This is a genomic window from Pseudomonas sp. PA-4-8C (assembly GCF_021606625.1).
Classification (GTDB): Bacteria; Pseudomonadota; Gammaproteobacteria; order Pseudomonadales; family Pseudomonadaceae; genus Aquipseudomonas; species Aquipseudomonas lactis.
On sequence record NZ_WKCD01000088.1, the window covers coordinates 1 to 19,423 of the forward strand.

At 61.9% G+C, this 19,423-nt stretch carries 17 protein-coding genes and 2 pseudogenes; 7 read left to right on the top strand and 12 right to left on the bottom strand.

The features are described from left to right. Positions 1-84: 84 nt before the first annotated feature. Positions 85-609: an Mpo1 family 2-hydroxy fatty acid dioxygenase gene (locus GIW04_RS15295; protein WP_058410246.1), complete on the bottom strand. Its 525-nt coding sequence runs from the start codon at positions 607-609 to the stop codon at positions 85-87. Between the two features lie 83 nt (positions 610-692). Here GIW04_RS15295 and GIW04_RS15300 point away from each other — a divergent pair, with 83 nt between their 5' ends. Next, positions 693-1,379: a Crp/Fnr family transcriptional regulator gene (locus tag GIW04_RS15300; protein ID WP_120247800.1), complete on the top strand. Its 687-nt coding sequence runs from the start codon at positions 693-695 to the stop codon at positions 1,377-1,379. Here GIW04_RS15300 and uraH read toward each other — a convergent pair. The 3 genes from uraH to GIW04_RS15315 form a co-directional block, all read right to left on the bottom strand. Further along, a complete protein-coding gene (uraH, locus tag GIW04_RS15305; RefSeq protein ID WP_032894191.1) occupies positions 1,374-1,784 on the bottom strand; it encodes a hydroxyisourate hydrolase in 411 nt (136 codons plus the stop codon). The genes GIW04_RS15300 and uraH overlap by 6 nt on opposite strands. A 27-nt stretch (positions 1,785-1,811) precedes the next feature. Then, complete coding sequence (locus tag GIW04_RS15310; RefSeq protein WP_120247801.1) at positions 1,812-2,285, bottom strand: GlcG/HbpS family heme-binding protein; 474 nt, start codon at positions 2,283-2,285, stop codon at positions 1,812-1,814. Positions 2,286-2,474: 189 nt separating this feature from the next. Next, complete coding sequence (locus GIW04_RS15315; protein WP_120247802.1) at positions 2,475-3,479, bottom strand: AraC family transcriptional regulator; 1,005 nt, start codon at positions 3,477-3,479, stop codon at positions 2,475-2,477. Between the two features lie 101 nt (positions 3,480-3,580). Here GIW04_RS15315 and GIW04_RS15320 point away from each other — a divergent pair, with 101 nt between their 5' ends. Beyond that, positions 3,581-4,654, top strand: a complete 1,074-nt coding sequence (locus GIW04_RS15320) for a fatty acid desaturase (RefSeq protein ID WP_003187578.1) — start codon at positions 3,581-3,583, stop codon at positions 4,652-4,654. Here the strand turns inward: GIW04_RS15320 and GIW04_RS15325 are convergent. Continuing rightward, positions 4,641-5,456, bottom strand: coding sequence for an ABC transporter ATP-binding protein (locus tag GIW04_RS15325; RefSeq protein ID WP_003187579.1), 816 nt, complete (start codon positions 5,454-5,456; stop codon positions 4,641-4,643). The genes GIW04_RS15320 and GIW04_RS15325 overlap by 14 nt on opposite strands. After that, the gene (locus tag GIW04_RS15330; RefSeq protein ID WP_120247803.1) at positions 5,453-7,051 is read right to left on the bottom strand and encodes an ABC transporter permease; all 1,599 of its coding nucleotides are present in this window, start codon (positions 7,049-7,051) and stop codon (positions 5,453-5,455) included. The genes GIW04_RS15325 and GIW04_RS15330 overlap by 4 nt, the downstream gene beginning before the upstream one ends. A gap of 279 nt (positions 7,052-7,330) precedes the next feature. Between GIW04_RS15330 and GIW04_RS15335 the strand changes: the two genes are divergently transcribed. Continuing rightward, positions 7,331-8,332, top strand: coding sequence for an ABC transporter substrate-binding protein (locus GIW04_RS15335; protein ID WP_057709522.1), 1,002 nt, complete (start codon positions 7,331-7,333; stop codon positions 8,330-8,332). 100 nt (positions 8,333-8,432) lie between these two features. On the opposite strand, the gene GIW04_RS15340 is transcribed toward GIW04_RS15335, so the two are convergent. Beyond that, complete coding sequence (locus GIW04_RS15340) at positions 8,433-9,353, bottom strand: LysR family transcriptional regulator (protein ID WP_003187586.1); 921 nt, start codon at positions 9,351-9,353, stop codon at positions 8,433-8,435. Between the two features lie 185 nt (positions 9,354-9,538). On the opposite strand from GIW04_RS15340, the gene GIW04_RS15345 reads away from it, so the two are divergent. Next, complete coding sequence (locus GIW04_RS15345; RefSeq protein ID WP_236269925.1) at positions 9,539-10,444, top strand: TauD/TfdA dioxygenase family protein; 906 nt, start codon at positions 9,539-9,541, stop codon at positions 10,442-10,444. Between the two features lie 116 nt (positions 10,445-10,560). Here the strand turns inward: GIW04_RS15345 and GIW04_RS15350 are convergent, their stop codons facing one another. The 3 genes from GIW04_RS15350 to GIW04_RS15360 form a co-directional block, all read right to left on the bottom strand. Continuing rightward, positions 10,561-12,168, bottom strand: coding sequence for an alkaline phosphatase family protein (locus tag GIW04_RS15350; RefSeq protein ID WP_120247804.1), 1,608 nt, complete (start codon positions 12,166-12,168; stop codon positions 10,561-10,563). A 170-nt stretch (positions 12,169-12,338) separates the two neighbouring features. Beyond that, positions 12,339-12,800 (bottom strand): HIT family protein, encoded by a 462-nt coding sequence (locus GIW04_RS15355; RefSeq protein WP_094774333.1) that lies wholly within the window; start codon positions 12,798-12,800, stop codon positions 12,339-12,341. A gap of 105 nt (positions 12,801-12,905) precedes the next feature. Next, on the bottom strand, positions 12,906-13,850 hold the full coding sequence (locus tag GIW04_RS15360) for a LysR family transcriptional regulator (RefSeq protein WP_120247805.1): 945 nt from the start codon (positions 13,848-13,850) through the stop codon (positions 12,906-12,908). A 155-nt stretch (positions 13,851-14,005) separates the two neighbouring features. On the opposite strand from GIW04_RS15360, the gene GIW04_RS15365 reads away from it, so the two are divergent. Next, positions 14,006-16,321 carry a TonB-dependent receptor gene (locus GIW04_RS15365; RefSeq protein ID WP_057709526.1) on the top strand — a complete coding sequence of 772 codons (2,316 nt, stop codon included), beginning with the start codon at positions 14,006-14,008 and terminating at the stop codon, positions 16,319-16,321. Here GIW04_RS15365 and GIW04_RS15370 read toward each other — a convergent pair. Both GIW04_RS15370 and GIW04_RS15375 read right to left on the bottom strand, forming a co-directional pair. Beyond that, positions 16,292-17,479, bottom strand: coding sequence for a CynX/NimT family MFS transporter (locus GIW04_RS15370; protein ID WP_120247806.1), 1,188 nt, complete (start codon positions 17,477-17,479; stop codon positions 16,292-16,294). The two genes, GIW04_RS15365 and GIW04_RS15370, sit on opposite strands and share 30 nt — an antisense overlap. Then, the gene (locus tag GIW04_RS15375) at positions 17,466-17,927 is read right to left on the bottom strand and encodes a nucleoside deaminase (protein WP_034134611.1); all 462 of its coding nucleotides are present in this window, start codon (positions 17,925-17,927) and stop codon (positions 17,466-17,468) included. Before GIW04_RS15375 ends, GIW04_RS15370 begins: the two co-directional genes overlap by 14 nt. A gap of 105 nt (positions 17,928-18,032) precedes the next feature. Between GIW04_RS15375 and GIW04_RS15380 the strand changes: the two are divergent. Next, positions 18,033-18,884 (top strand): annotated as a pseudogene (locus GIW04_RS15380) (LysR substrate-binding domain-containing protein). A 235-nt stretch (positions 18,885-19,119) separates the two neighbouring features. Then, a pseudogene (locus GIW04_RS15385) lies at positions 19,120-19,423 on the top strand (energy transducer TonB); the annotation flags it as partial.

Sequence of the window (19,423 nt, forward strand, 5' to 3'; positions counted from 1 at the left end):
GCGGTGTGTCAGTCGACAGTTATGCCAACTGATCCACCGCCATCGCGGGCAAGCCCGGCTCCCACATTGGATGTTCAGTACTTGTTAGACCGTGGCGTTTTTCCCGCGTACTCCCACCGGCCCAGAGCGCTCTTCAATCTGCCGCTTGAGGTCCTGCCGCAACCCCAGCAAAAACGCCAACTCCGCCACCACAAACAACGGCCCCACGATCAGCCCCGACACATCGTCCACAAACGCAGGCTTTCTGCCTTCGTAGTAATGCCCGACGAACTGAATCACCCAGCCCACCACAAACATGCCCACGCCGCTGCTCAGCCACACCGCCGTGCTTTGCGCCGCCAGCACATGCCCGGCCCACACCGACAAGCCCATCAGCACCGTCATCAACACGCCCAAGGCCAGTTCCAGGCGCAGGTAAAACCACGCCGAAAACAACGCCAGCAGCACCGCAGGTGATAGCCACAGCCCGCCCACCGACCACTCGGGGCGCGACAGTAGCACGGCCACCGCCACCACAATCAGCGGGATACCGATGAAGTGGCTGGCGATGTTGCGTGGGTCGCGGTGGTATGCGGCGTATTGACTGAGGTGGTCGACGAGGCTTTTCATTGTTGTTCCTCCTGTAGGATGTTTGATCATGCCCTGTCAGCCTGTACCTAACTGTCAACTGGGCGACAATCTTCGGAGTTCGCATGGACACAGGGACATGGCACGCGCAATTGGCTCGCGGTCATTGGTTCAGCCATTTGCCGCCTGACTTGCAGCGTAGCCTGCTGGAGGCAGCGCGGTTGCGTGTGCTGACGGCGGGGCAGTACCTGTTCAAGCGAGGTGACCCGCCGTGCGGCGTGTATGCGGTGCTGGAAGGCACGGTGCGCATCAGTGCGGTCAGTGCCCAAGGCAAGGAAGCGGTGTTGAGCCTGGTGGAAACGCCCTACTGGTTCGGCGAGATCTGCCTGTTCGACAACCTGCCGCGCACCCACGATGCCCTGGCCACGGGCGCATGCAGGCTGTTGCAGGTGCCGCAGGCGGCGATGCTCGGCATCCTTGAACAGCGTCCGGTGTTCTGGCGGGAGATGGCTTTGTTGATGAGCCATAAACTGCGGCTGTCGTTGATCAATATCGAACAGATAAGCCTGATGCCCGCCTCAAAGCGCCTGGCCCATCGCTTGCTGATGATTGCCCAAGGCTATGGCGAAGCGGAGCAGGCGCGCCGCGTGCTGCACCTGCCCCAGGAGGATCTGGCGGCAATGCTGGGCCTGTCGCGCCAGACCATCAACAGTCTGCTCAAGGCGCTGGAGCAACAGGGCATTATCGGCTTGAGTTACGGCGCCATCGAGATACGCGACCTCAACGGGCTGCAGCTGGCCGCGGGCCTATGAACCGCGATAGGTGGAGAAGCCGTAAGGGCTGAGCAGCAGCGGGATGTGGTAGTGCTGGTCGGCCTGCTTGACCTGGAAAATCACCGGCACCTCGGGGAAGAACGTCTCGCGGTTAGCCTTCTTGTAGTAATCGCCGGTCTTGAACACCACGCGGTACTCGCCCGGCTGCAGGCTGCGGTTGGCCGGGAACAGCTCGGCGATGCGGCCTTGCTGGTTGGTGACACCTTCAGACAGTGACTGCCATTTATCGCCCACGTGCTGTTCCAGGGTGACATTGACCCCGGCGCTTGGCAGGCCATTTTCCAGGTTGAGTACGTGCACGCTCAGCGGGTTGCCGTCGGCCAGGGCCAGGTTGCACAGGCCGCTCAGGCTTAGTGCGGCAAGGGTCATGCTCAAGGTTTTCATCGCGAAGTCCTTTTGAGGGAAGTGGAATCAAGGGGTGATTTTCAAGCCCAGTTGCTCGGCGGCCTGCACGGCGCAGGCTTCATCCTGCGCGGCGCCACCGGCGCCGGCGATGCCTAGGGCACCGACCAGTTCGGCGTCGACAAACAGCGGCACGCCACCGCCGAGCAACAGCAGCTCGGGCAAGCTGTTGAGGTTGGCGGCCTCGGGGTTATTACGCGCCCGTTCGGCAAACAGCCGGGTCGGGGTTTTTGTCGACAGCGCCGTGTACGCCTTGCGTTGGCTGGCGAGGCTGTTGTGCGGGCCGACACCGTCAGCGCGCAGGCCCAGCAACAGGTTGCCACCGCGGTCGAGTACGGTCAGCGCAGCGGTGCAGTGGGCCAGGCTGGCATCGGCCAGTTGGCGAGCGGTGTGCAAATCCAGCTCGGCGTGGCGTGGCAATTGTGGCGCCGCCTGGGCGGCGGTGGCCACGGCGAGGCTCAAGAACAAGGCAGTGCGGTACATAGTGAGGGCTCCAGAAAGCAGGCCGTCACGGTAACCAGCGGATGCGGACAAAAGCCGCACAATTGGATGACAGGTTTGTAATCAAACTCAGGGAGTTTTGGTGGTTGTACTGGCCTCATCGCAGGCAAGCCCCACATGATGTGAACCCATTCCCCTGTGGGAGCTGGCTTGCCTGCGATGAGGCCCTTGCTACTGCACCCCGTCGCGAAACTGCCCCGGCGTCATCCCTGTCCAGCGCTTGAACGCACGGTTGAAACTGCTGGTATCGGCAAACCCCAGCAAATGGCTGATCTCGGCCAATGAGCACTGCGGGTCGCGCAGGTGCAATAACGCCAGGTTTTGCCGGCACTCGTTAAGCAAGGCGTCAAACCGACACCCCTCATCGGCCAAGTGCCTTTGCAGGCTGCGCAGGCTCAAGTGCAGCGCTTGTGCAATGCGTTCGGCACTCGGCTCGCCGTCTGGCAATTGCGCCTCGATGGCGGCGCGCACCTTGCGTTCCCAGGTCAGCGGTTGCAGTTGGGCGAGGGTGCGCTTGAGCACGGTTTCGTTGTGTTCGGCCAGCTCCGGGTTGGCATCGTCCAGGTGGCTGTCGAAGTCGCTGGCGGCGAACTCCAGGCGGTCTTCGTCGGCGGCAAAGAATACTGGCGAGCGAAATACCGTATGCCACGGCTTGGGGTCGGCAGGTTCCGGGCGCCGTAGGTAAACGGCCAGCGGCGCATAGTCACGCCCGAGGCGGTTGCGGCAGGTGCGCACATAGATCGCCGCAAAGGCATCGATCGCTTCCGGCGCGGGCGCGGGGCTGCCTGGGGGTTGGAGCAGGCGAAAACGGTAGACGTCGCCGTGGCGGCTCAGCTCCAGGTCCAGGGCATCACTGACCACCTGGTGATAGCGCACGATGCGCTCGAACACCTCGCGCAAGCTGCCGCTGGCCACCAATGCGTAACCCAGCGCATGAAAGGTGGTGGGGCTGACAAACCGCGACACCCGCAACCCAATCGCCGGGTCGCCACTGGCCTCTACCGCCAGCGCCCATAAGCGCGTAGTGGCCGACAACCGATAGCGGGCGTTGGGGTCGTCCATCTGCTGCGGGTCCAGCCCGGCTTCGGCGCACAGCGCGGCGCTGTCGAGGCCCAGGGCGTCGAGCTGCTTGCGCAGGGCACGGGTCCAGCTGGCGAGGGAAGTGGGTTCGGTCATGGCAATTGGCGCTTGTGGTCAACAGATTGGCGTGCGCGGCTAGCGTCCTGCGCTAGGGTTAGGTGCAGGATTCAGGCATCACTTCACAAGAGAATGGAAGCATGGACGGTACTTCTGCAAGCCCCCAGCCGTTGAACGCACAACAGCGTTCGGCGCATATCCGCGAGGTGGTGATGGCCGAGGGCGTGCGCCTGCGCCAGCGGCACCCCTGGTTGTTGCATCAGGACGCGCTGGGCGCGGGCATCCTGGCCTTTGCCTTGTTAGGCATGCTCGGCTCGGCGGCGCTCTATATCAGCGGTCACATGGCCTGGTGGGTGTGCCTGCTGCTCAATGCGTTCTTCGCCTCGCTCACTCACGAGCTGGAACACGACCTGATCCACAGCATGTACTTTCGCAAACAGCGCGTGCCCCACAATTTGATGATGGGCCTGGTGTGGCTGGCGCGCCCGAGCACCATCAACCCGTGGATACGTAGGCATCTGCACCTCAACCATCACAAGGTTTCGGGCACCGAGGCCGATATGGAAGAGCGCGCGATCACCAATGGCGAACCCTGGGGCATCGCGCGGTTGCTGATGGTGGGGGACAACATGATGTCGGCCTTGATCCGCCTGTTGCGCGCCAAGACCTGGCCGCACAGGTTCAGCATCCTCAAGCGCGTGCTGCTGGTGTACGCACCGCTGGCCTTGCTGCATTGGGGCGCGTGGTACGTCTTCCTGGGCTTTCATGCCGCCAATGGGATTGCCAGTTTGATGGGCGCGCCCATTCAGTGGTCAGCTGGTACCTTGCAGGTGATGCAGGTGATCGATATCGCTGCGGTGGTGATCATCGGCCCGAACGTGTTGCGCACCTTCTGCCTGCACTTTGTCAGCTCCAACATGCATTACTACGGCGATGTGGAGCTGGGCAATGTGATCCAGCAAACCCAAGTGCTGAACCCCTGGTGGCTGTGGCCGTTGCAGGCGTTCTGCTTCAACTTCGGCAGCACCCATGGCATCCATCACTTTGTGGTGAAAGAGCCGTTTTACATCCGCCAGATGACCACCAAGGTGGCGCATAAGGTCATGGCCGAGATGGGTGTGCGCTTCAATGATTTGGGCACCTTTGCCCGCGCCAACCGCTTCGAGCGACGTGAGCAGGCACACAGCGATTTAGCTCACCTCAGCAGGCAATAAACGCCAGGGGCAAATCGCGAATCTGTTCGCGCACGGGTGGTTGGTAGTGGTCATCGCTGATCAGCTCGTGCAGCAGTTCTTCGCGCAGTTGGTGAAATTCAAAGCTGCTGCGCTGGCGCGGATGGGGCAGGGCGATGTTCACCACTTGCTTGATGCGCCCGGGCCTGGGCTCCATCACTACCACGCGGTCGGCCAGGAAAATCGCCTCTTCCACATCGTGGGTCACCAGCACCGTGGTGATCCTGGCGCGGGCACGAATCGCCAGCAGTTCATCCTGCATCTGCTGACGAGTCAGCGCGTCGAGGGCGCCGAAGGGCTCGTCCAGCAACAGGATGCGCGGGCTGGCCACCAGGCCGCGGGCAATCGCCACCCGTTGCGCCATGCCGCCGGAGAGTTGGTGGGGGTAGGCGCGAGTGAAATCGGTGAGGCCCACCAGCTCGATAAAATCGTTGATGCGCCGCGTGCGCTCGGCCTCGCTCAGCGGCTCGTTGACCAGGCCCAGGCCGATGTTTTGCGCCACGGTCAGCCACGGGAACAGGCGGTGCTCCTGGAATACAATGCCGCGTTCGCCGCCGATACCGCTGACAGCGTTGCCATCCACCTGGATCTCGCCGCGAAACTGCGTATCGAGCCCTACCAGCAGGCGCAGCAGGGTCGACTTGCCGCAACCGCTGGCGCCGACAATCGCGACGAATTCCCCTTCGGCCACCTCCAAGTTGAATTCACGGATGGCTTCCAGTTCGAAGCCATCGACGTCGAAGGACTTGCCCACATGGTTGAAGCTGACAATCGGTGCGTTCATGCGTGTCTCCAGCGAGTGGCGCGGGTTTCGAGGCGTTGGCCGAGCAGGTTGAGGGTGGCGCCGGTGAGGCCGACCAGCAGCATGCCGCTCATGATCAGGTCCATGCGCAGCAGCTGTTGGGCACCGATCATCAGGCTGCCGATGCCGCCATTGGAGGGCATGAAATATTCGGCGCCGAGGGTGCCCATCCACGCGTAGATCAGGCTCAGGCGCAGGCCGGCGAAAATCCCCGACGCGGCGCCCGGCAGCACCAGGCGGCGCAGGCGTTGCCAGAGGTTCAGGCGCAGCACCTGCGCGGCTTCGCGCAGCTGGGGCGACAGGTTGAGCACGCTGCGCTGGGTGGCGATAAACAACGGGAAGAAGGCGGCGAGGGCGATAAACACCCACTTGGCCAACTCACCCAGGCCGAACCAGGCGGTCAGCAGCGGCACCCAGGCAAAAATCGCAATCTGGCGCAGCGCGGACAAGGTTGGGCCGAACAGTCGCTCACTGCGCCGCGACAACCCCAGCCACAGGCCCACGGCAAAGCCCAGGCTGCCGCCGAGCAGCAAGCCGCCCAGGGCTCGGCCCAGGCTTTTGCCCAGGGCTGTGGTCAGGCTGCCATCCAGTGCGCCGGCCAGGGTGGTTTGCAGCACGGTCCATGGGCTGACCAGAATGTTCGGGTCTACCCAGCCCTGTTGCGTCGCTGCCTGCCACAGCGCCAACAACAGCAAGGGTAACAACCAGGGCTGCAGGCGTTGCCAGCCTTCATAGCGTGGCCCGCGGCGGATCTGCGCGGTGGCAGGGTGGGGCCAGTGCACCCACTTGCGATCCAGCCAGCCGATGCCGCGGTCCATCACCACACCCAGCACGCCAATGACCACGATGCACACGAAGACGATATCGAGCATGAACAACTGGCGCGCCCACACCATCAGGTAGCCGATGCCTTCGCTGGAGGCCAGCAACTCCACGGCCAGCAAGGAAGTCCAGCCGGCCCCCAGGGCCAGACGCACGCCGGCCATGAACGCCGGCAGTGCGGCGGGCAGGATCAGACGGCGGATCAGCAAGTGGCCAGGCAGGCGCAGCGCCCGGGCGGCTTCGCGCAGGTTGGGCTGGGCATCGCGCACGCCCACCAGGGTATGCAGGGTCACGGGCACCACGATGGCCTTGACCAGCACCACCAGTTTGAGGGTTTCGCCAATGCCGAAAAACACCATGAACAGCGGGATCCAGGCCAGGGTCGGCACTTGCGCCAGTGCGCTGAAGGTCGGGAATACCAAGCGCTCGGCGCGCGCACTGAAACCCAGGAACGCGCCGAGTATCGCGCCGGCACTGACACCGGCCAGCAGGCCCCAGAACAAACGCTGCAAGCTGATGGCCAGATGGCTCCATAACTCGCCGCCGGCCAACTCCATCGCGCTGCTCCAGACCAGGGCGGGAGTGGGCAGAATCTGCTCGCTCATCCAATGATTGCGGCTGGCCAGCCACCATAAGGCAAACAGCGTGAGTGGCAGCAGCCACGGCAATAAACGCTGGCCCAGCTGCGGCCAGCGCGGCGCGATGCCTTTGGGCGGGGCCGCCAGCGGCAGGCTCAGAAGTGAAATCCGGGCCATGGAAGACCTCCGAATGCGTTATGTGATTTCGATCTTACAAAAGCTTGATCAAGATGATTGTGAGATAAGAAAAGTCATTTAAAGCCTCACACCGCCACGCATCCAATGCATTCGAAGAATATTTTCGATGCTGTTTGTGCATACCCCGCTGGAGGCTGCGGGTTAGCTTGCATAGTTCTAAAAGCTATTAAATTGTGAATTTATAGTATTTAAAGTTTTGTTCAGTCTGTGCCTACTTTTTGCTCCCCAGGCGACCGTCGCCCACCAGGAGCTGCGCTTATGAAACTGCCCTTTAAACGTCTGATCAGCCTGTTCGTCGGCACTGCCCTGGCCGGGTTGGTGCATGCCGCCGACCTCAAGGAAATCCGCATTGCGGTGCCCGACCTCAGTGCCGGCAGCCAGCACAGCGGCGGTGGCATCACCGACGTGTTGCGTGAGCAGCAGATCTTTGAGAAAGCCTTTGCCGACCAAGGCATCCAGATCCAGTGGAATTACTTCAAAGGCGCGGGCCCTGTGATCAACGAAGCGTTCGCCAACGGCCAGGTGGACCTGGCCTATCTGGGCGACCTGGCAGCGATCATCGGCCGCTCCAATGGCCTGGACACGCGGCTGCTCAGCGCCTCTGCACGGGGAGTGAAACACTACCTCGGCGTGGTGCCGGGCTCCGGCATCAAGACCTTGCAAGACCTCAAGGGCAAGCGCGTGGCGGTGTTCCGTGGCACGGCCAGCCAGTTGTCGTTCGACAGCGCTTTGGCCAGCCAGGGCTTGAGCGAGAAGGACCTGAAGGTGATCAACCTGGACTTCAACGCGGCCGCTGCCGCCCTGGCCGCCAAGCAGATTGACGCCACCTGGGGCGGTTCCACCCTGACGGCGTTGCAGGCCAAAGGCTTGGCAGAGATACCGCTGACCACCAAAGACCTGGGCGATGCCGGCAGCATCCAGGCCGTGCTGGTGGGCAGCGCCAAATTCGTCGATGAACACCCAGACGCTGTGGCCACGTTGCTCAAGGCTCAGCAGCAAGCGGTGCAGTGGTTGACCGATGACAACAACAAACAGGCGTACATCGCACTGGTGTCAGGGCTGGCCAGTTACCCGCCGGTGATCCTCACCAATGATTTGAAAGACCAGAAACTCAGCGAAGTTTTCCCCTCCACACTGGACCCGGTGTTCCTTGGCAAATTGCAGGATGCGGTGGACTTGGCGTCCAAAGAGAAGTTGATTCGCAGGTCGTTTCAGGTGAGTGATTGGGTGGTGCCTGGGTTGGCGGCGGCGGGGCTCTGAGCTTGTCGGTGCCTGGGCTATCGCTATCGCAGGCAAGCCAGCTCCCACAGGTTGCAATGCATTCCAAATGTGGGAGCGGGCTTGCTCGCGAAGGGGCCCGTCAAACCGCCACACTCACCTGCTGACTATCCACCTCCACCAAGGTCTCAATCATCGCCTTCGCCGCCGGCGACAACCGCGACCCCGTGCGGCTGACGATCCCGCAGCGTGCACTCAGGGTGTCCATGTGCTGCGGCAAGTTGCGCCAGTGCAGCAGTACCAACGCCCCCCTGGCAATGTCCTCGGCAAACGCTTCTTCAGTGCCGACACCGATGGCATTGGTTTGCAGCACGATGCTCACCAGCGCCGGGAAGTGCTCGGTCTGGATGCTCGGTGAAAAATCCATACGCCCACTCAGGTTGGCCAACAGCTTGCGAATGCCTTGGGAAATCAGCGGCGCCGCCAGCGGGTAGTCGAACATATCGTTGGTCGACAGGCTGTCCTTGGCCAACAACGGGTGCCCAGGGCGGCAGAAAAACACCCCGCGTTTGGGGGTGAGTGCGCGGGTCTGGAAATTCGGGTCGGCCTCGAACTGACGAATGTCAGCGATAAAGAATTCGATCTCTTCACGGCTCAGGCGGCGGCTGAGGGTTTCCCAGTTATCCACCTGAAACGTGGTGCGGATTTTCGGGTGCGCGTTGATAAACCGCGCCACGGCATCCGGCACCAGTTTCACGGCTGGCGCCGGGCCGCAGCCGAAACGCAGGTCGCCGGCGTCGAGCTTGGTCATGCGCGTCACTTCACTGCTCAGCAGCGCTGCGCCATGCACCAGGCTCAGGGCGTGCTGCAACACCACCTGGCCTTCCGGCGTGGGGCGCAAGTCCTTGTGGCCACGATCTACCAACACGCAACCGAACTCCTGCTCCAGCCCCTGGATGCTGCGGCTGAACGCTGGTTGGGTGATGCCCATGGCGTCCGCGGCACGCACGAAACTGCGGTGTTCGTTGAGGGCGATGAAGTAGCGCAGTTGGCGAAGATCCATATGCTTTCCCGGCATTTTAAAAATAGGTCGAAGGCATTTGCGACCGAGCAAGCTGAGGTTTTAAATGCAAGCTCTTATTCCGTCAACGAAGCATTCATTCATTTGCTAGACCTAAATTGCATATGGATAGAGCGTTGCTGGAAGCGTCCCCCCCACCGTTTCGCAGGCACATGAGGGTCATCACAATGAGCAACGCCGCATTAGTCGTTCAACCCATCGCCCACGCACTCGATATTCACCCGGTAGCCGGGCGGATCGGTGCCGAGATCCGTGGCATCAAACTGTCCGGTGAGCTGGATGCCGCCACCGTCGAAGCCATTCAGCAGGCGCTGGTGCAGTACAAGGTGATCTTCTTCCGCGAACAAACCCATCTTGATGACCAGAGCCAGGAAGCCTTTGCTCACCTGCTCGGTGAGCCGATTGCCCACCCGACGGTGCCGGTGCGGGACGGCACGCGCTTCTTGATGGAGTTGGATGGCACCCGTGGCCAGCGCGCCAATTCCTGGCACACCGACGTGACTTTCGTCGATGCGTACCCAAAGGCCTCGATCCTGCGTTCGGTGCTGGCGCCTGCTTCCGGTGGCGACACCGTATGGGCCAACACCGCCGCTGCCTACAACGACCTGAGCGTGGAACTGCGCGCATTGGCTGACCACCTGTGGGCAGTGCACAGCAACGAATACGACTATGCCGCCCGCAAGCCGGATGTGGCGGTGGAGAAGCTGGAGGAATACCGCAAGGTGTTCACCTCCACGGTGTACGAAACCGAACACCCGGTGGTGCGCGTGCACCCGGTCAGTGGTGAGAAAACCCTGCTGTTGGGGCACTTCGTCAAACGCCTGAAAGGCTACTCCCAGGCAGAGTCGGCGCAGTTGTTCAACCTGCTGCAAGGCCACGTCACTCGCCTGGAAAACACCGTGCGCTGGCGCTGGAACACCGGCGACGTGGCGATCTGGGATAACCGTGCCACCCAGCATTACGCGGTGGACGACTACGGCACCCAGGAGCGCATCGTGCGCCGGGTTACGCTCAAGGGGGATGTGCCGGTGGGGGTGCAGGGGCAATCAAGCAAAACCACTAAAGGTCTTTAATCTGAGTGAAGATTAAAAAATGTGGGAGCGGGCTTGCCCGCGAATGCGCAGTGTCAGTCGACGTATCAACTGACCCACTGCATTCGCGAGCAAGCCCGCATTTGGATTCGTGGTGTTTACCAGACTCCGATCTTCACCACTTTCTCTGCCTCTGGCTCACCATAACGAAACCATTGCCCACGCAGTTCAACCTCCGTGTGGCTGATGGTGGTGCGCCGCTTCAAACCGCGCAGCCAGTCGAACAGATAACCCAGGTGCGTCTCGCGCACCTCGGCATAGGCAGGATCGCTGCCCAGGTCGTGCAGTTCTTGCGGGTCGTTTTCCAGGTCGAACAGTTGCGGGCGAAAGCCGTCGTACGCCAGGTACTTCCAGCGCTCGCTGCGCACCATGGTCATGCGGCAACGGTCGATGGGTTGCTCCAGGCGCTCGCGAGCGGGGGCCTGGAAGGCGTAGTCATATTCGGCGATGGCATAGCGGCGCCAGGTGGGTTGTGCGCCCTGCAGCAATGGAATCAATGAGCGGCCTTCCAGGCGATGGTCGGCGGCGGGCAATCCCAAGGCGTCGAGGAAGGTGGGCAGGGCGTCGATGGTTTCCACCAGGCGCTCGTCTACGGTGCCGCGGCTGATATCGGCGCTGGCACGCGGGTCGCGCACGATCAGCGGTACACCCACCGCAGGCTCCAGCAAGAATTCTTTTTCACCGAGGAAATGATCGCCGAGGAAGTCGCCGTGGTCGCTGGTGAACACGATCAGCGTGTCGTCCCAGCGGCCAGTGCTTTGCAGAAAATCGAACAGCCGCCCGAGTTGATCGTCGATCTGTTTGATCAGGCCCATGTAGGTCGGAATCACCGTGAGGCGCACCTCGTCACGGGAAAAATTCTGGCTCTCCTGGTGTTGGCGGAATGCCTGGTACACCGGGTGATCGCTGGTGTGCTCAGGTTGAATCGGTGCCTGTACATGCTCGGTACCGTACAGCGCGTGATAAGGCGCCGGCGCGATGTAGGGCCAGTGCGGCTTGATATACGACAGGTGCAGGCACCAGGGCTGTTCACCTTGTTCGTCGATAAAGTCGATGGCGCGGTCGGTGGTGTAGACGGTCTCCGAATGTTCTTCGGCCACACGTGCGGGTTTGCCGGCGTTGCGCATGTGCCAGCCGCTGAGCACTTCGCCGTTCTCGCCTTCGGCGGCGTTGGCCCATTCATGCCAAGGGTTGCTGCCGTGGTAGCCGTGATCACGCAAGTATTGAGTGTAGGGCGCGGACTCGCGCTTATCCTCGAACAGCGGGCTGTCGGGATAGATGCCGTCGTGACGCAGATACGCGTCGAAGCCCACCTCATTGAGCGGCTCGGCCTGGGCACTGTCGGGGTTGATCTGCAGGCGCTGCAAGGCCTCAAGGTTCGGCGTGGCGTGGGTCTTGCCCACCAGTGCGGTGCGGATGCCGTGGGGGCGCAGGTAGTCGCCGATCGTCAGTTCTTCCAGGGGCAGCGGCACTGCGTTCCAGGCCACTTGATGGCTGCTGACATAACGCCCGGTGTAGGCCGACATGCGCGACGGGCCGCAGATGGTGCCTTGTGTATAGGCCCGACTGAAACGCACGCCGGCGGCGGCCAGGCGGTCGATATTCGGCGTATGCAGATGGGCATGGCCGTAGCAGGACAGGTAGTCGCGGCGCAGTTGGTCGCACATGATGTAGAGCACATTGCGCACGGGTTTTGGTTCAGACATAGGAATTTACCGAACGGAGGACAGGTGGGTTTTTTCGCCGTTCGAGGGGCGCTCTGGCAAGTGCATTTGGGGACTGGGTTCTATGCATTGAGTGCATGGGTGTGGCTGCTGGCGTCATTGCAGGCAAGCCAGCTCCCACAGTTGAAATGCATTCCCCTGTGGGAGCAGGCTTACCCGGCGAAGGACCTGATGTGAGCGGCCAGTCCTGCCAGCGCTTTATCATCTGCCCTGGCCGCGTCATGGGAGGAGACATAGCCTTCATAACGCTCAAAATATTTGTCCTGGGTCGAACTGATTTTTTTGAAGGCGCTATCTTCCCCGGTCCCGTGCATCGGGAATAATTTGGCGTGCAGATGATCGACGCCATAACCCTCCAGAATCATGCCCGTTCTAGCCACACCTTTTAGCGCTTTGTCCAAAAGCTTTGCCGTCTTCTTGGCTGCGATGACCAAGTCACACAGCACGGTGTCCGGTTCGGCAAACGCATAGCTGCCGTGATGGGCTTTGGGGATAACCACACTGAACCCCGGCGTATTGGGAAATATGGAGAGAAAGGCCATGTGGGTCTGGTCTTCCCACAGGAGGTGGGAGGGTGCAGTACCGCGGGCTATGCTGCAAAAAATACAGTCCATCAAATGCGCTTCCTCGTGCGAGTCAAAAGGTAGACCCTCTTGTATGTGATCTTTGTTATCTAACGATGACTTCACTGACGTTGCGGGCCGCTGTTCACCGCTTAGTCAGACCGCAATATTTTCCAACGCATAAACATCCTCGTCCCTCTCGTCAATCTCCTTGATCTGCTCAATCATCGCCTGCGCCAGCGGCGACAACCGATACCCTGCGCGGCTGACGATTCCGTAGCGGGTGTAGCGCTCCTCCAGGTTTTCGTCCAATCCCTCAATCTGCAAACACACCAACTCGCCCCGTGCCATGTGCAGCACGTCGCTGTTGGCGCTGACGATGCCGATGGCGTCCGAGCGCAGCACCACGCCCATCAGGCTGTAGCCGTTTTCGCATTCCACATTGGGCTGGTAATCCGGCCGGCCGCTGAGGTCGACGATGACTTTGCGCAGGTTCGGCGGGCGGATGGTCACTGCCAGCGGGTAGCTCATCAGCTCGGCGGCGCTGACGCTGTGGCGTGCGACCAGGGGGTGGCCGGCGCGGCAGCAGAAGTGCCAACGGCGCGGGCGCAGGCGGTGGGTGTGGTAGTCGGGGTTGGCTTCGAAGTGGCGGGTGTCGGCGACGAAGAATTCGAACTCTTCGCTGAGCAGGCGCTTGCCCAGGCTTTGCCAGTCGTCCACCTGGAACTGCACGCGGGCCTTGGGGTAGCGCCCGATAAAACTGCCGATGGCACGTGGGACTAACCCAGCTGCCGGCGCGGGGCCGCAACCGAAACGCAGTTCACCGGCTTCCAGTCCGTTGAACTGGCTGATTTCGTTGGCCAGTTGTTGTGCGCCGCTAACCAGGCGCCGTGCATGTTCGAGCATTACCTGGCCTTGCTTGGTGGGCGCCAGGTCTTTGCGGCCACGGTCCACCAGTTGGCAGCCGGCACTGTGTTCCAAGGCCTGGATGCTGCGGCTGAACGCCGACTGCGACAGGTTCACCGCTGCTGCTGCCGCGACGAAACTGCGTTGTTCGGCGAGGGCGATGAAGTGGCGAAGCTGGCGCAGGTCGATATGCATTTTTCACATCAAAAATATCCGGGAAATGCATTGGCTATGCATTACGTCGACTCCTTATAAAGGCTATCTCTTATGCAGTAAATGTTCGTAAAAACATAAATAAATAACCTTTAGGAATATAAGGCGACGAATATTCCGGGGTTCTGGAGCCGCTTATGAGTCTGTTCAAGTCCTTGCCCCTGGCTATGTTGGTGGCCGGCAGCACCAGTTGGTCGCCGGCCCAGGCCGCTGAAAACCCCGCGCCTGCCGGCAAGGGCGAAAGCGCCAGTGGCCAACTGGAAACTGTCACGGTCACTGCCCGGCGGCGTACCGAAAGTGCCCAGGCCGTGCCGACGCCCATGAGCGTGGTCGGCGGCCAGGCCCTGGAAACCCAGCGGGTGTATCGCATCCAGGATTTGCAGCAATTGGTGCCCAGCGTCAACGTCGCCTATATGCATGCGCGCCAGTCCAGCGTGTCGATCCGCGGCCTGGGCAACAACCCGGCCAGCGATGGCCTGGAAGGCAGCGTGGGGCTGTATATCGACAACGTCTACCTGGGGCGCCCGGGCATGGCGGTGTTCGACCTGATGGACATCGAGCAGCTTGAGGTTTTGCGCGGTCCCCAGGGTACGTTGTTCGGCAAGAACACCACCGCTGGCGTGATCAATATCAGCACCCGCGCGCCGAGTTTTACCCCAGAGCGCAGCATCGAAACCTCCCTGGGCGAGGACGGTTATTTCCAGACCAAGGGCACGATTTCCGGACCCCTGACCGATGACCTGGCGGGGCGTTTCTCGGCCTATCGCACGCGCAGCGACGGCGATATCAAGAATGAACATGACGGCCATGATCTGAACGGCGGCTCCCGCCAGGGCTTTCGCGGGCAACTGCTGTACAAACCCAGCGAGGCCTTCAACCTGCGCTGGATCGGCGACTACAACGAAGAAGACTCCAGCGCCGGCACCCGCGTGCTGTACAGCACCGGGCCGACCATCAATGGCACCAACCTGTATCAATCCCGGGCCAACGCGGCAGGCGCCACCCTGGTGGACGGCACCCATCGCAAGGTCAACCTGGACAACGACCAGCACGTCACGGTGTTCCAGGGCGGTACGTCGCTGGAAGCCAACTGGACGCTGCCCAGCGACTTCACCCTGACCTCGGTGAGTTCGTACCGCTGGTGGAATTTCACCCCGCGCAACGATGACGGCCTCAATGTACCGGCGTCGTATAACGCCGGGGTTTCGGTGGAAGATAAGCAGTGGTCCCAGGAGTTTCGCCTGGCGTCGCCCAGCGGTGGTTTCTTCGATTACGTACTCGGCGCTTACTACTTCGGCTCCGACCTGGATAACAAATCCTTTGCCTACTACGGGCCCAAGGCCGATATCTGGAACGGCACGCCTGCCGGTGCGTTGAGCAATGTGAGCAGTGTGGGCAACGGGCATATCCGCACCGACAGCTTCGCGCTGTTCGCCCAAGGCACCTGGCACCTGACCGAGCGCCTGGATTTCACCGCCGGTGTGCGCGGCACCTATGAAGAAAAAAGCGCCTGGGTCACGCGCAATGCGCCAGTCGGTGGCGCGGCGGTCAGCGGGCCTGCCGCCACGGCGCGGCGTGGGCGTACCGGGGCCTATGATTCAGGCGACCTGTCGCAATACAGCGCCACGCCGTCGGGGCTGCTCAACCTCAGTTATCACTTCAACGAAAACCTGCTGGGCTACGCGACGCTGTCCCATGGCGAGAAATCCGGCGGTGTGAACCTGGCGGTGGGGTCTGCGCCGACAGCCGGAGCCGACTCGTTGCTGATTGGCACCGAGCGCGCCAACAACGCCGAGATGGGTTTCAAGAGCACGTTGTGGGACCGCCGCCTGCAGCTCAATGCCAACCTGTTCTGGACCCAGGTCAACGGCTACCAGACCAACGCCTACGACCAGGACAACCGCGTGCAGTACCTGACCAACGCCGGCTCGGTGCGCTCGCGGGGCGTGGAAGTGGAAAGCACCCTGGTGCCGATCAAGGGCCTGACCCTGAACATCAACGGCTCCTTCAATGACGTGACGTACCTGTCTTACAAGGATGCGCCATGCCCGCCGGAAACCAGCCTGCGTCCCGGTGCGCCGGCGTCCTGCGACTTGAGCGGCCATCAGGTAGTGGGCGCCTCCAAGTGGATCGCCAACGCCAACGGCGAGTACAAGTGGAACCTGGCGAACGGCTTCGAACCCTATGTCACCGCCAGCTACGCGTTCCGTTCCAAGGCGGTGGGCACGGTGGAAGATTCCGACTACGGGCAGATCCCGGCGTATGCGGTGGTCAACCTGTCTACCGGTTTGCGCGGCGACTATGACCAAGGGCAGTGGGATGTGTCGCTGTGGCTGAAAAACGCCTTCGACAAAACCTACTACACCACTCTGTGGACCGGCGGTAACGGCGGTTACGAGGGCTTGCTGGGCACGCCGCGCACCTTAGGCGTGACTGGGCGCTACGACTTCTAGGTCGGTGCGATAGGTGGCCGGGCTGAACACCCGCGTCACCAGCAGCATCGCCACTACCGTCACCGTCAGCACCACCCAGGCACTGACAAAGTTGCCGGTAAGCTCGCGCAGCCAGCCGGTCAGCCACGGCGAAATCGCATTGATCAAAAAGCCCACGCCTTGCACGAACGCCGCCAGTTGCCCCGCTTGGCGAGGGTCGCGATGATGGTCGAGGGTCAGCAGCAGGCTCAGGGCGAAACAGGCGCCCAGGCCGAAGCCGCACAAGGCCACCCACAGGTGAGGATATTCCTGCGGCGCAATGATCAGGCCCAGGTAGCCAATGGTTTGCGCCAACAGGCTGATGCTGAGCAATGGGCGACGGTCGATACCGCGTTGCGCCAGCACCGGCATCAGCAGGGCGGCCGTCACCTGAAAAATCGTCATGAACGCCAGCAATGAACCGCTGGGCAGCACGCCCCAACCCAGTTGCTGATAGTAGGCGGGCAGCCACGCGACCATGCTCATGTAGCCGCAGTTCACCAGGCCGAAATACAGCGCCAGCAACCAGGCGCGGCGGTTGCGTAACCCTTTGAACGCAGGCGCCTGCTGTGGATTTCGCGCCGCGCCCAGCGGCAGCCAGGCCCACAGCAGCAGTGCCCCCAGCGCCGGCAGGAGCCACACACCCAATCCCGCCTGCCATTGCTCGAAATACGTGGCCACTACCGGGCTGAACAACGCCGCCAGCCCACCGCCGGCCATCAGCGAAGCTGAGTACACCCCCATCGCCACCGGCACGCGGTGATGGAATTCGCGCTTGATCATCGCCGGCACCAACGCCTGGATCAGCGCCACGCCCGCGCCGCCGAGCAGCGCGGTCACCAGCAGTGCCGAAGCCTGGCCCATCAGCCAGCGCGCCAGGCACGCCAGCAGAATCATCAACAAGCCCAGGGCGATGCCGCGACGCTCGCCCAGGCGCGCCTCCACGCGCACGCCGACCAGTGCCACCAACCCCATGCAGATCACCGGCAGGCTGGTGAGCAGGGCGCTGCTCTGAAAGCTCAGGCCGGTGGCCTGGCGAATCTCGCCGAGCAGCGGGCTGATGGAACTGAGGATGGGGCGCAGGTTCAGGCCGAGCACCACCAGCAGGCCCCAGCCGGCGAGGGATTTATTCAGGCTCATGCAGGGTTTTCCACTGATGATACAGCGCAGTCATTGCGGCGTCGGGAAGGTGCTGGATGGGCAGGCGTTGCGCGCCGATAGGCAGGCCGACCTGTTGGCCAATGGCTGCGGTCGACAGGCCGTACGGCTCGGCCATTTCGTTGCTGGCGGCAAACACTACGCGTTCTACACCGCACAGGTACATGGCGCTCAAGCACATCGGGCAAGGCTGTCCGCTGGCATAGATCACGCACCCTTCCAGGCGCGCACCCAGTTGTCGGCTCGCTGCGCGGATCGCCAGCAGCTCGGCGTGGGCGGTGGGGTCCTGGGTCAGGTGGATCTCATTCACGGCTTCCACCAGCACCTCATTGTTGCGCGTCAGCACCGCGCCGAAGGGGCGGCCACCTTGGGCGACGTTGGCGCGGGCCAAGGCAATAGCGCGTTGCAGGTGTGGTTGATCGTTGGTCATACAAGGCCCCCGGATGCGATGAAAGGTGAAGTATGGTCAGCCAGCAAGGTATTCTGAAATTAAATATAAACATGCCAATCAGTGGCAAACACAATGGTGATGACGTTGTTCGATCCCGTGTTGTTGCGCAGCTTTGTCGCCGTGGTGGACTGCGGCAATTTCACCCGCGCCGCCGAGCGCCTGCACTTGACCCAGTCCACCGTCAGCCAACAGATCCGCCGCCTGGAAGACGCAGTGGCTTATCAGTTACTCGACCGCGACCAGCGCCGGGTAGTGGCCACCGCCGAGGGTGAGCGCCTGCTCGCGTATGCGCGCCGCATCCTCGCGCTGCACGAAGAAGCCGCCGATGTGCTGATCAACCAGCAAAGCGATGGCGTGTTGCGCCTCGGCGTGCCGGAGGACTTTGCCGCCGAGCGCCTGATGCCGCTGCTTTCGGCGTTTGTCGTGGCTTATCCACGGGTGCGACTGGAAGTCACCAGCGGGCTGGGCCCTGAATTGCAGCGCCAGTAGCGGGGCGGTGAGTTCGACGTGTTGCTGGTCAAGCAGATGGGTGACAGCGACGACTGTGTGGCGTCGTGGCCGGAGCCCTTGTACTGGGTCGACAGCCTAAGCACCCCGGCCTTGGGCCGTGACCCGCTGCCGCTGGTGGCTTTCCCCGTGGGCGGCCTGTATCGCAACGACATGCTGCACCATCTTGAGCGTGCCGGTTGGCGTTGGCGCATCGGCTATTCCAGTGCCAGCCTGGCCAGCGTGTGTTCGGCGGTGGCGGCAGGCTTGGGCATCAGTTTATTGCCGGAACGGGTGTTGCAACCGGGCCATCGCATACTCGGCCCAGAGAGTGGCTTGCCACCTGTTCATGGCGTGCGATTGGCCCTGTATGGTCGCAGTGGTTTGGGCGCCGCGGGCCAGAGTTTGCTGGGTGAATTGCTGGCTTTGTGCAGTGGAAACCCGCACTGAGCCATACCTTTGCTGAATATTTTGTATGCCTTTAGGGCATTGAAAAACGACGGCTTGAAGCCAGGCCACGTACCCCGTGGCTTTGGCGTTAACGGCTGTTTTATATATGCAATTTTGTTCTATTTATAACTTTAAATATTACTTTAAGAGATAAGTGTCTGGCCCCGATGATTCAGCCCTCGACGGGCCTTCACGTAGGCCCCGTCGGTTTTTCAAAACCGCAGGGAGTGAATCAATGGGCAATGTCCAGACCGCCGCCAGTGCACCCGAGGCGCAGTGGCGCCAGGCACCGAGTGGTGAGTTGGTCGACCTTGGCCGGCCGCATCGCGCGCCGTTGGGGCAATTGCGCCTGCAGAAGACCCCGAAGCGTTTTTCCAGCCGCCGCGAAGGGGTTTTGCTCGGGTTGCTGGTGTTGGCGCTGCACGGTGCAGTGATCTATTGGGTGAGCCAGAAACCCAGGCCGGTGCTGCCGATTGTGCCGCCGGAAATTCCACCGATGACCATCGAATTTTCCCAGCCGGCGCCGCCGGTGGTTGAAC

Excerpts from the sequence above, each read along its gene's own strand:
- GIW04_RS15295 (WP_058410246.1), bottom strand. The coding sequence starts at position 609 with ATGAAAAGCCTCGTCGACCACCTCAGTCAATACGCCGCATACCACCGC.
- GIW04_RS15300 (WP_120247800.1), top strand. The coding sequence starts at position 693 with ATGGACACAGGGACATGGCACGCGCAATTGGCTCGCGGTCATTGGTTC.
- uraH (WP_032894191.1), bottom strand. The coding sequence starts at position 1,784 with ATGAAAACCTTGAGCATGACCCTTGCCGCACTAAGCCTGAGCGGCCTG.
- GIW04_RS15310 (WP_120247801.1), bottom strand. The coding sequence starts at position 2,285 with ATGTACCGCACTGCCTTGTTCTTGAGCCTCGCCGTGGCCACCGCCGCC.
- GIW04_RS15315 (WP_120247802.1), bottom strand. The coding sequence starts at position 3,479 with ATGACCGAACCCACTTCCCTCGCCAGCTGGACCCGTGCCCTGCGCAAG.
- GIW04_RS15320 (WP_003187578.1), top strand. The coding sequence starts at position 3,581 with ATGGACGGTACTTCTGCAAGCCCCCAGCCGTTGAACGCACAACAGCGT.
- GIW04_RS15325 (WP_003187579.1), bottom strand. The coding sequence starts at position 5,456 with ATGAACGCACCGATTGTCAGCTTCAACCATGTGGGCAAGTCCTTCGAC.
- GIW04_RS15330 (WP_120247803.1), bottom strand. The coding sequence starts at position 7,051 with ATGGCCCGGATTTCACTTCTGAGCCTGCCGCTGGCGGCCCCGCCCAAA.
- GIW04_RS15335 (WP_057709522.1), top strand. The coding sequence starts at position 7,331 with ATGAAACTGCCCTTTAAACGTCTGATCAGCCTGTTCGTCGGCACTGCC.
- GIW04_RS15340 (WP_003187586.1), bottom strand. The coding sequence starts at position 9,353 with ATGGATCTTCGCCAACTGCGCTACTTCATCGCCCTCAACGAACACCGC.
- GIW04_RS15345 (WP_236269925.1), top strand. The coding sequence starts at position 9,539 with ATGAGCAACGCCGCATTAGTCGTTCAACCCATCGCCCACGCACTCGAT.
- GIW04_RS15350 (WP_120247804.1), bottom strand. The coding sequence starts at position 12,168 with ATGTCTGAACCAAAACCCGTGCGCAATGTGCTCTACATCATGTGCGAC.
- GIW04_RS15355 (WP_094774333.1), bottom strand. The coding sequence starts at position 12,800 with ATGGACTGTATTTTTTGCAGCATAGCCCGCGGTACTGCACCCTCCCAC.
- GIW04_RS15360 (WP_120247805.1), bottom strand. The coding sequence starts at position 13,850 with ATGCATATCGACCTGCGCCAGCTTCGCCACTTCATCGCCCTCGCCGAA.
- GIW04_RS15365 (WP_057709526.1), top strand. The coding sequence starts at position 14,006 with ATGAGTCTGTTCAAGTCCTTGCCCCTGGCTATGTTGGTGGCCGGCAGC.
- GIW04_RS15370 (WP_120247806.1), bottom strand. The coding sequence starts at position 17,479 with ATGAGCCTGAATAAATCCCTCGCCGGCTGGGGCCTGCTGGTGGTGCTC.
- GIW04_RS15375 (WP_034134611.1), bottom strand. The coding sequence starts at position 17,927 with ATGACCAACGATCAACCACACCTGCAACGCGCTATTGCCTTGGCCCGC.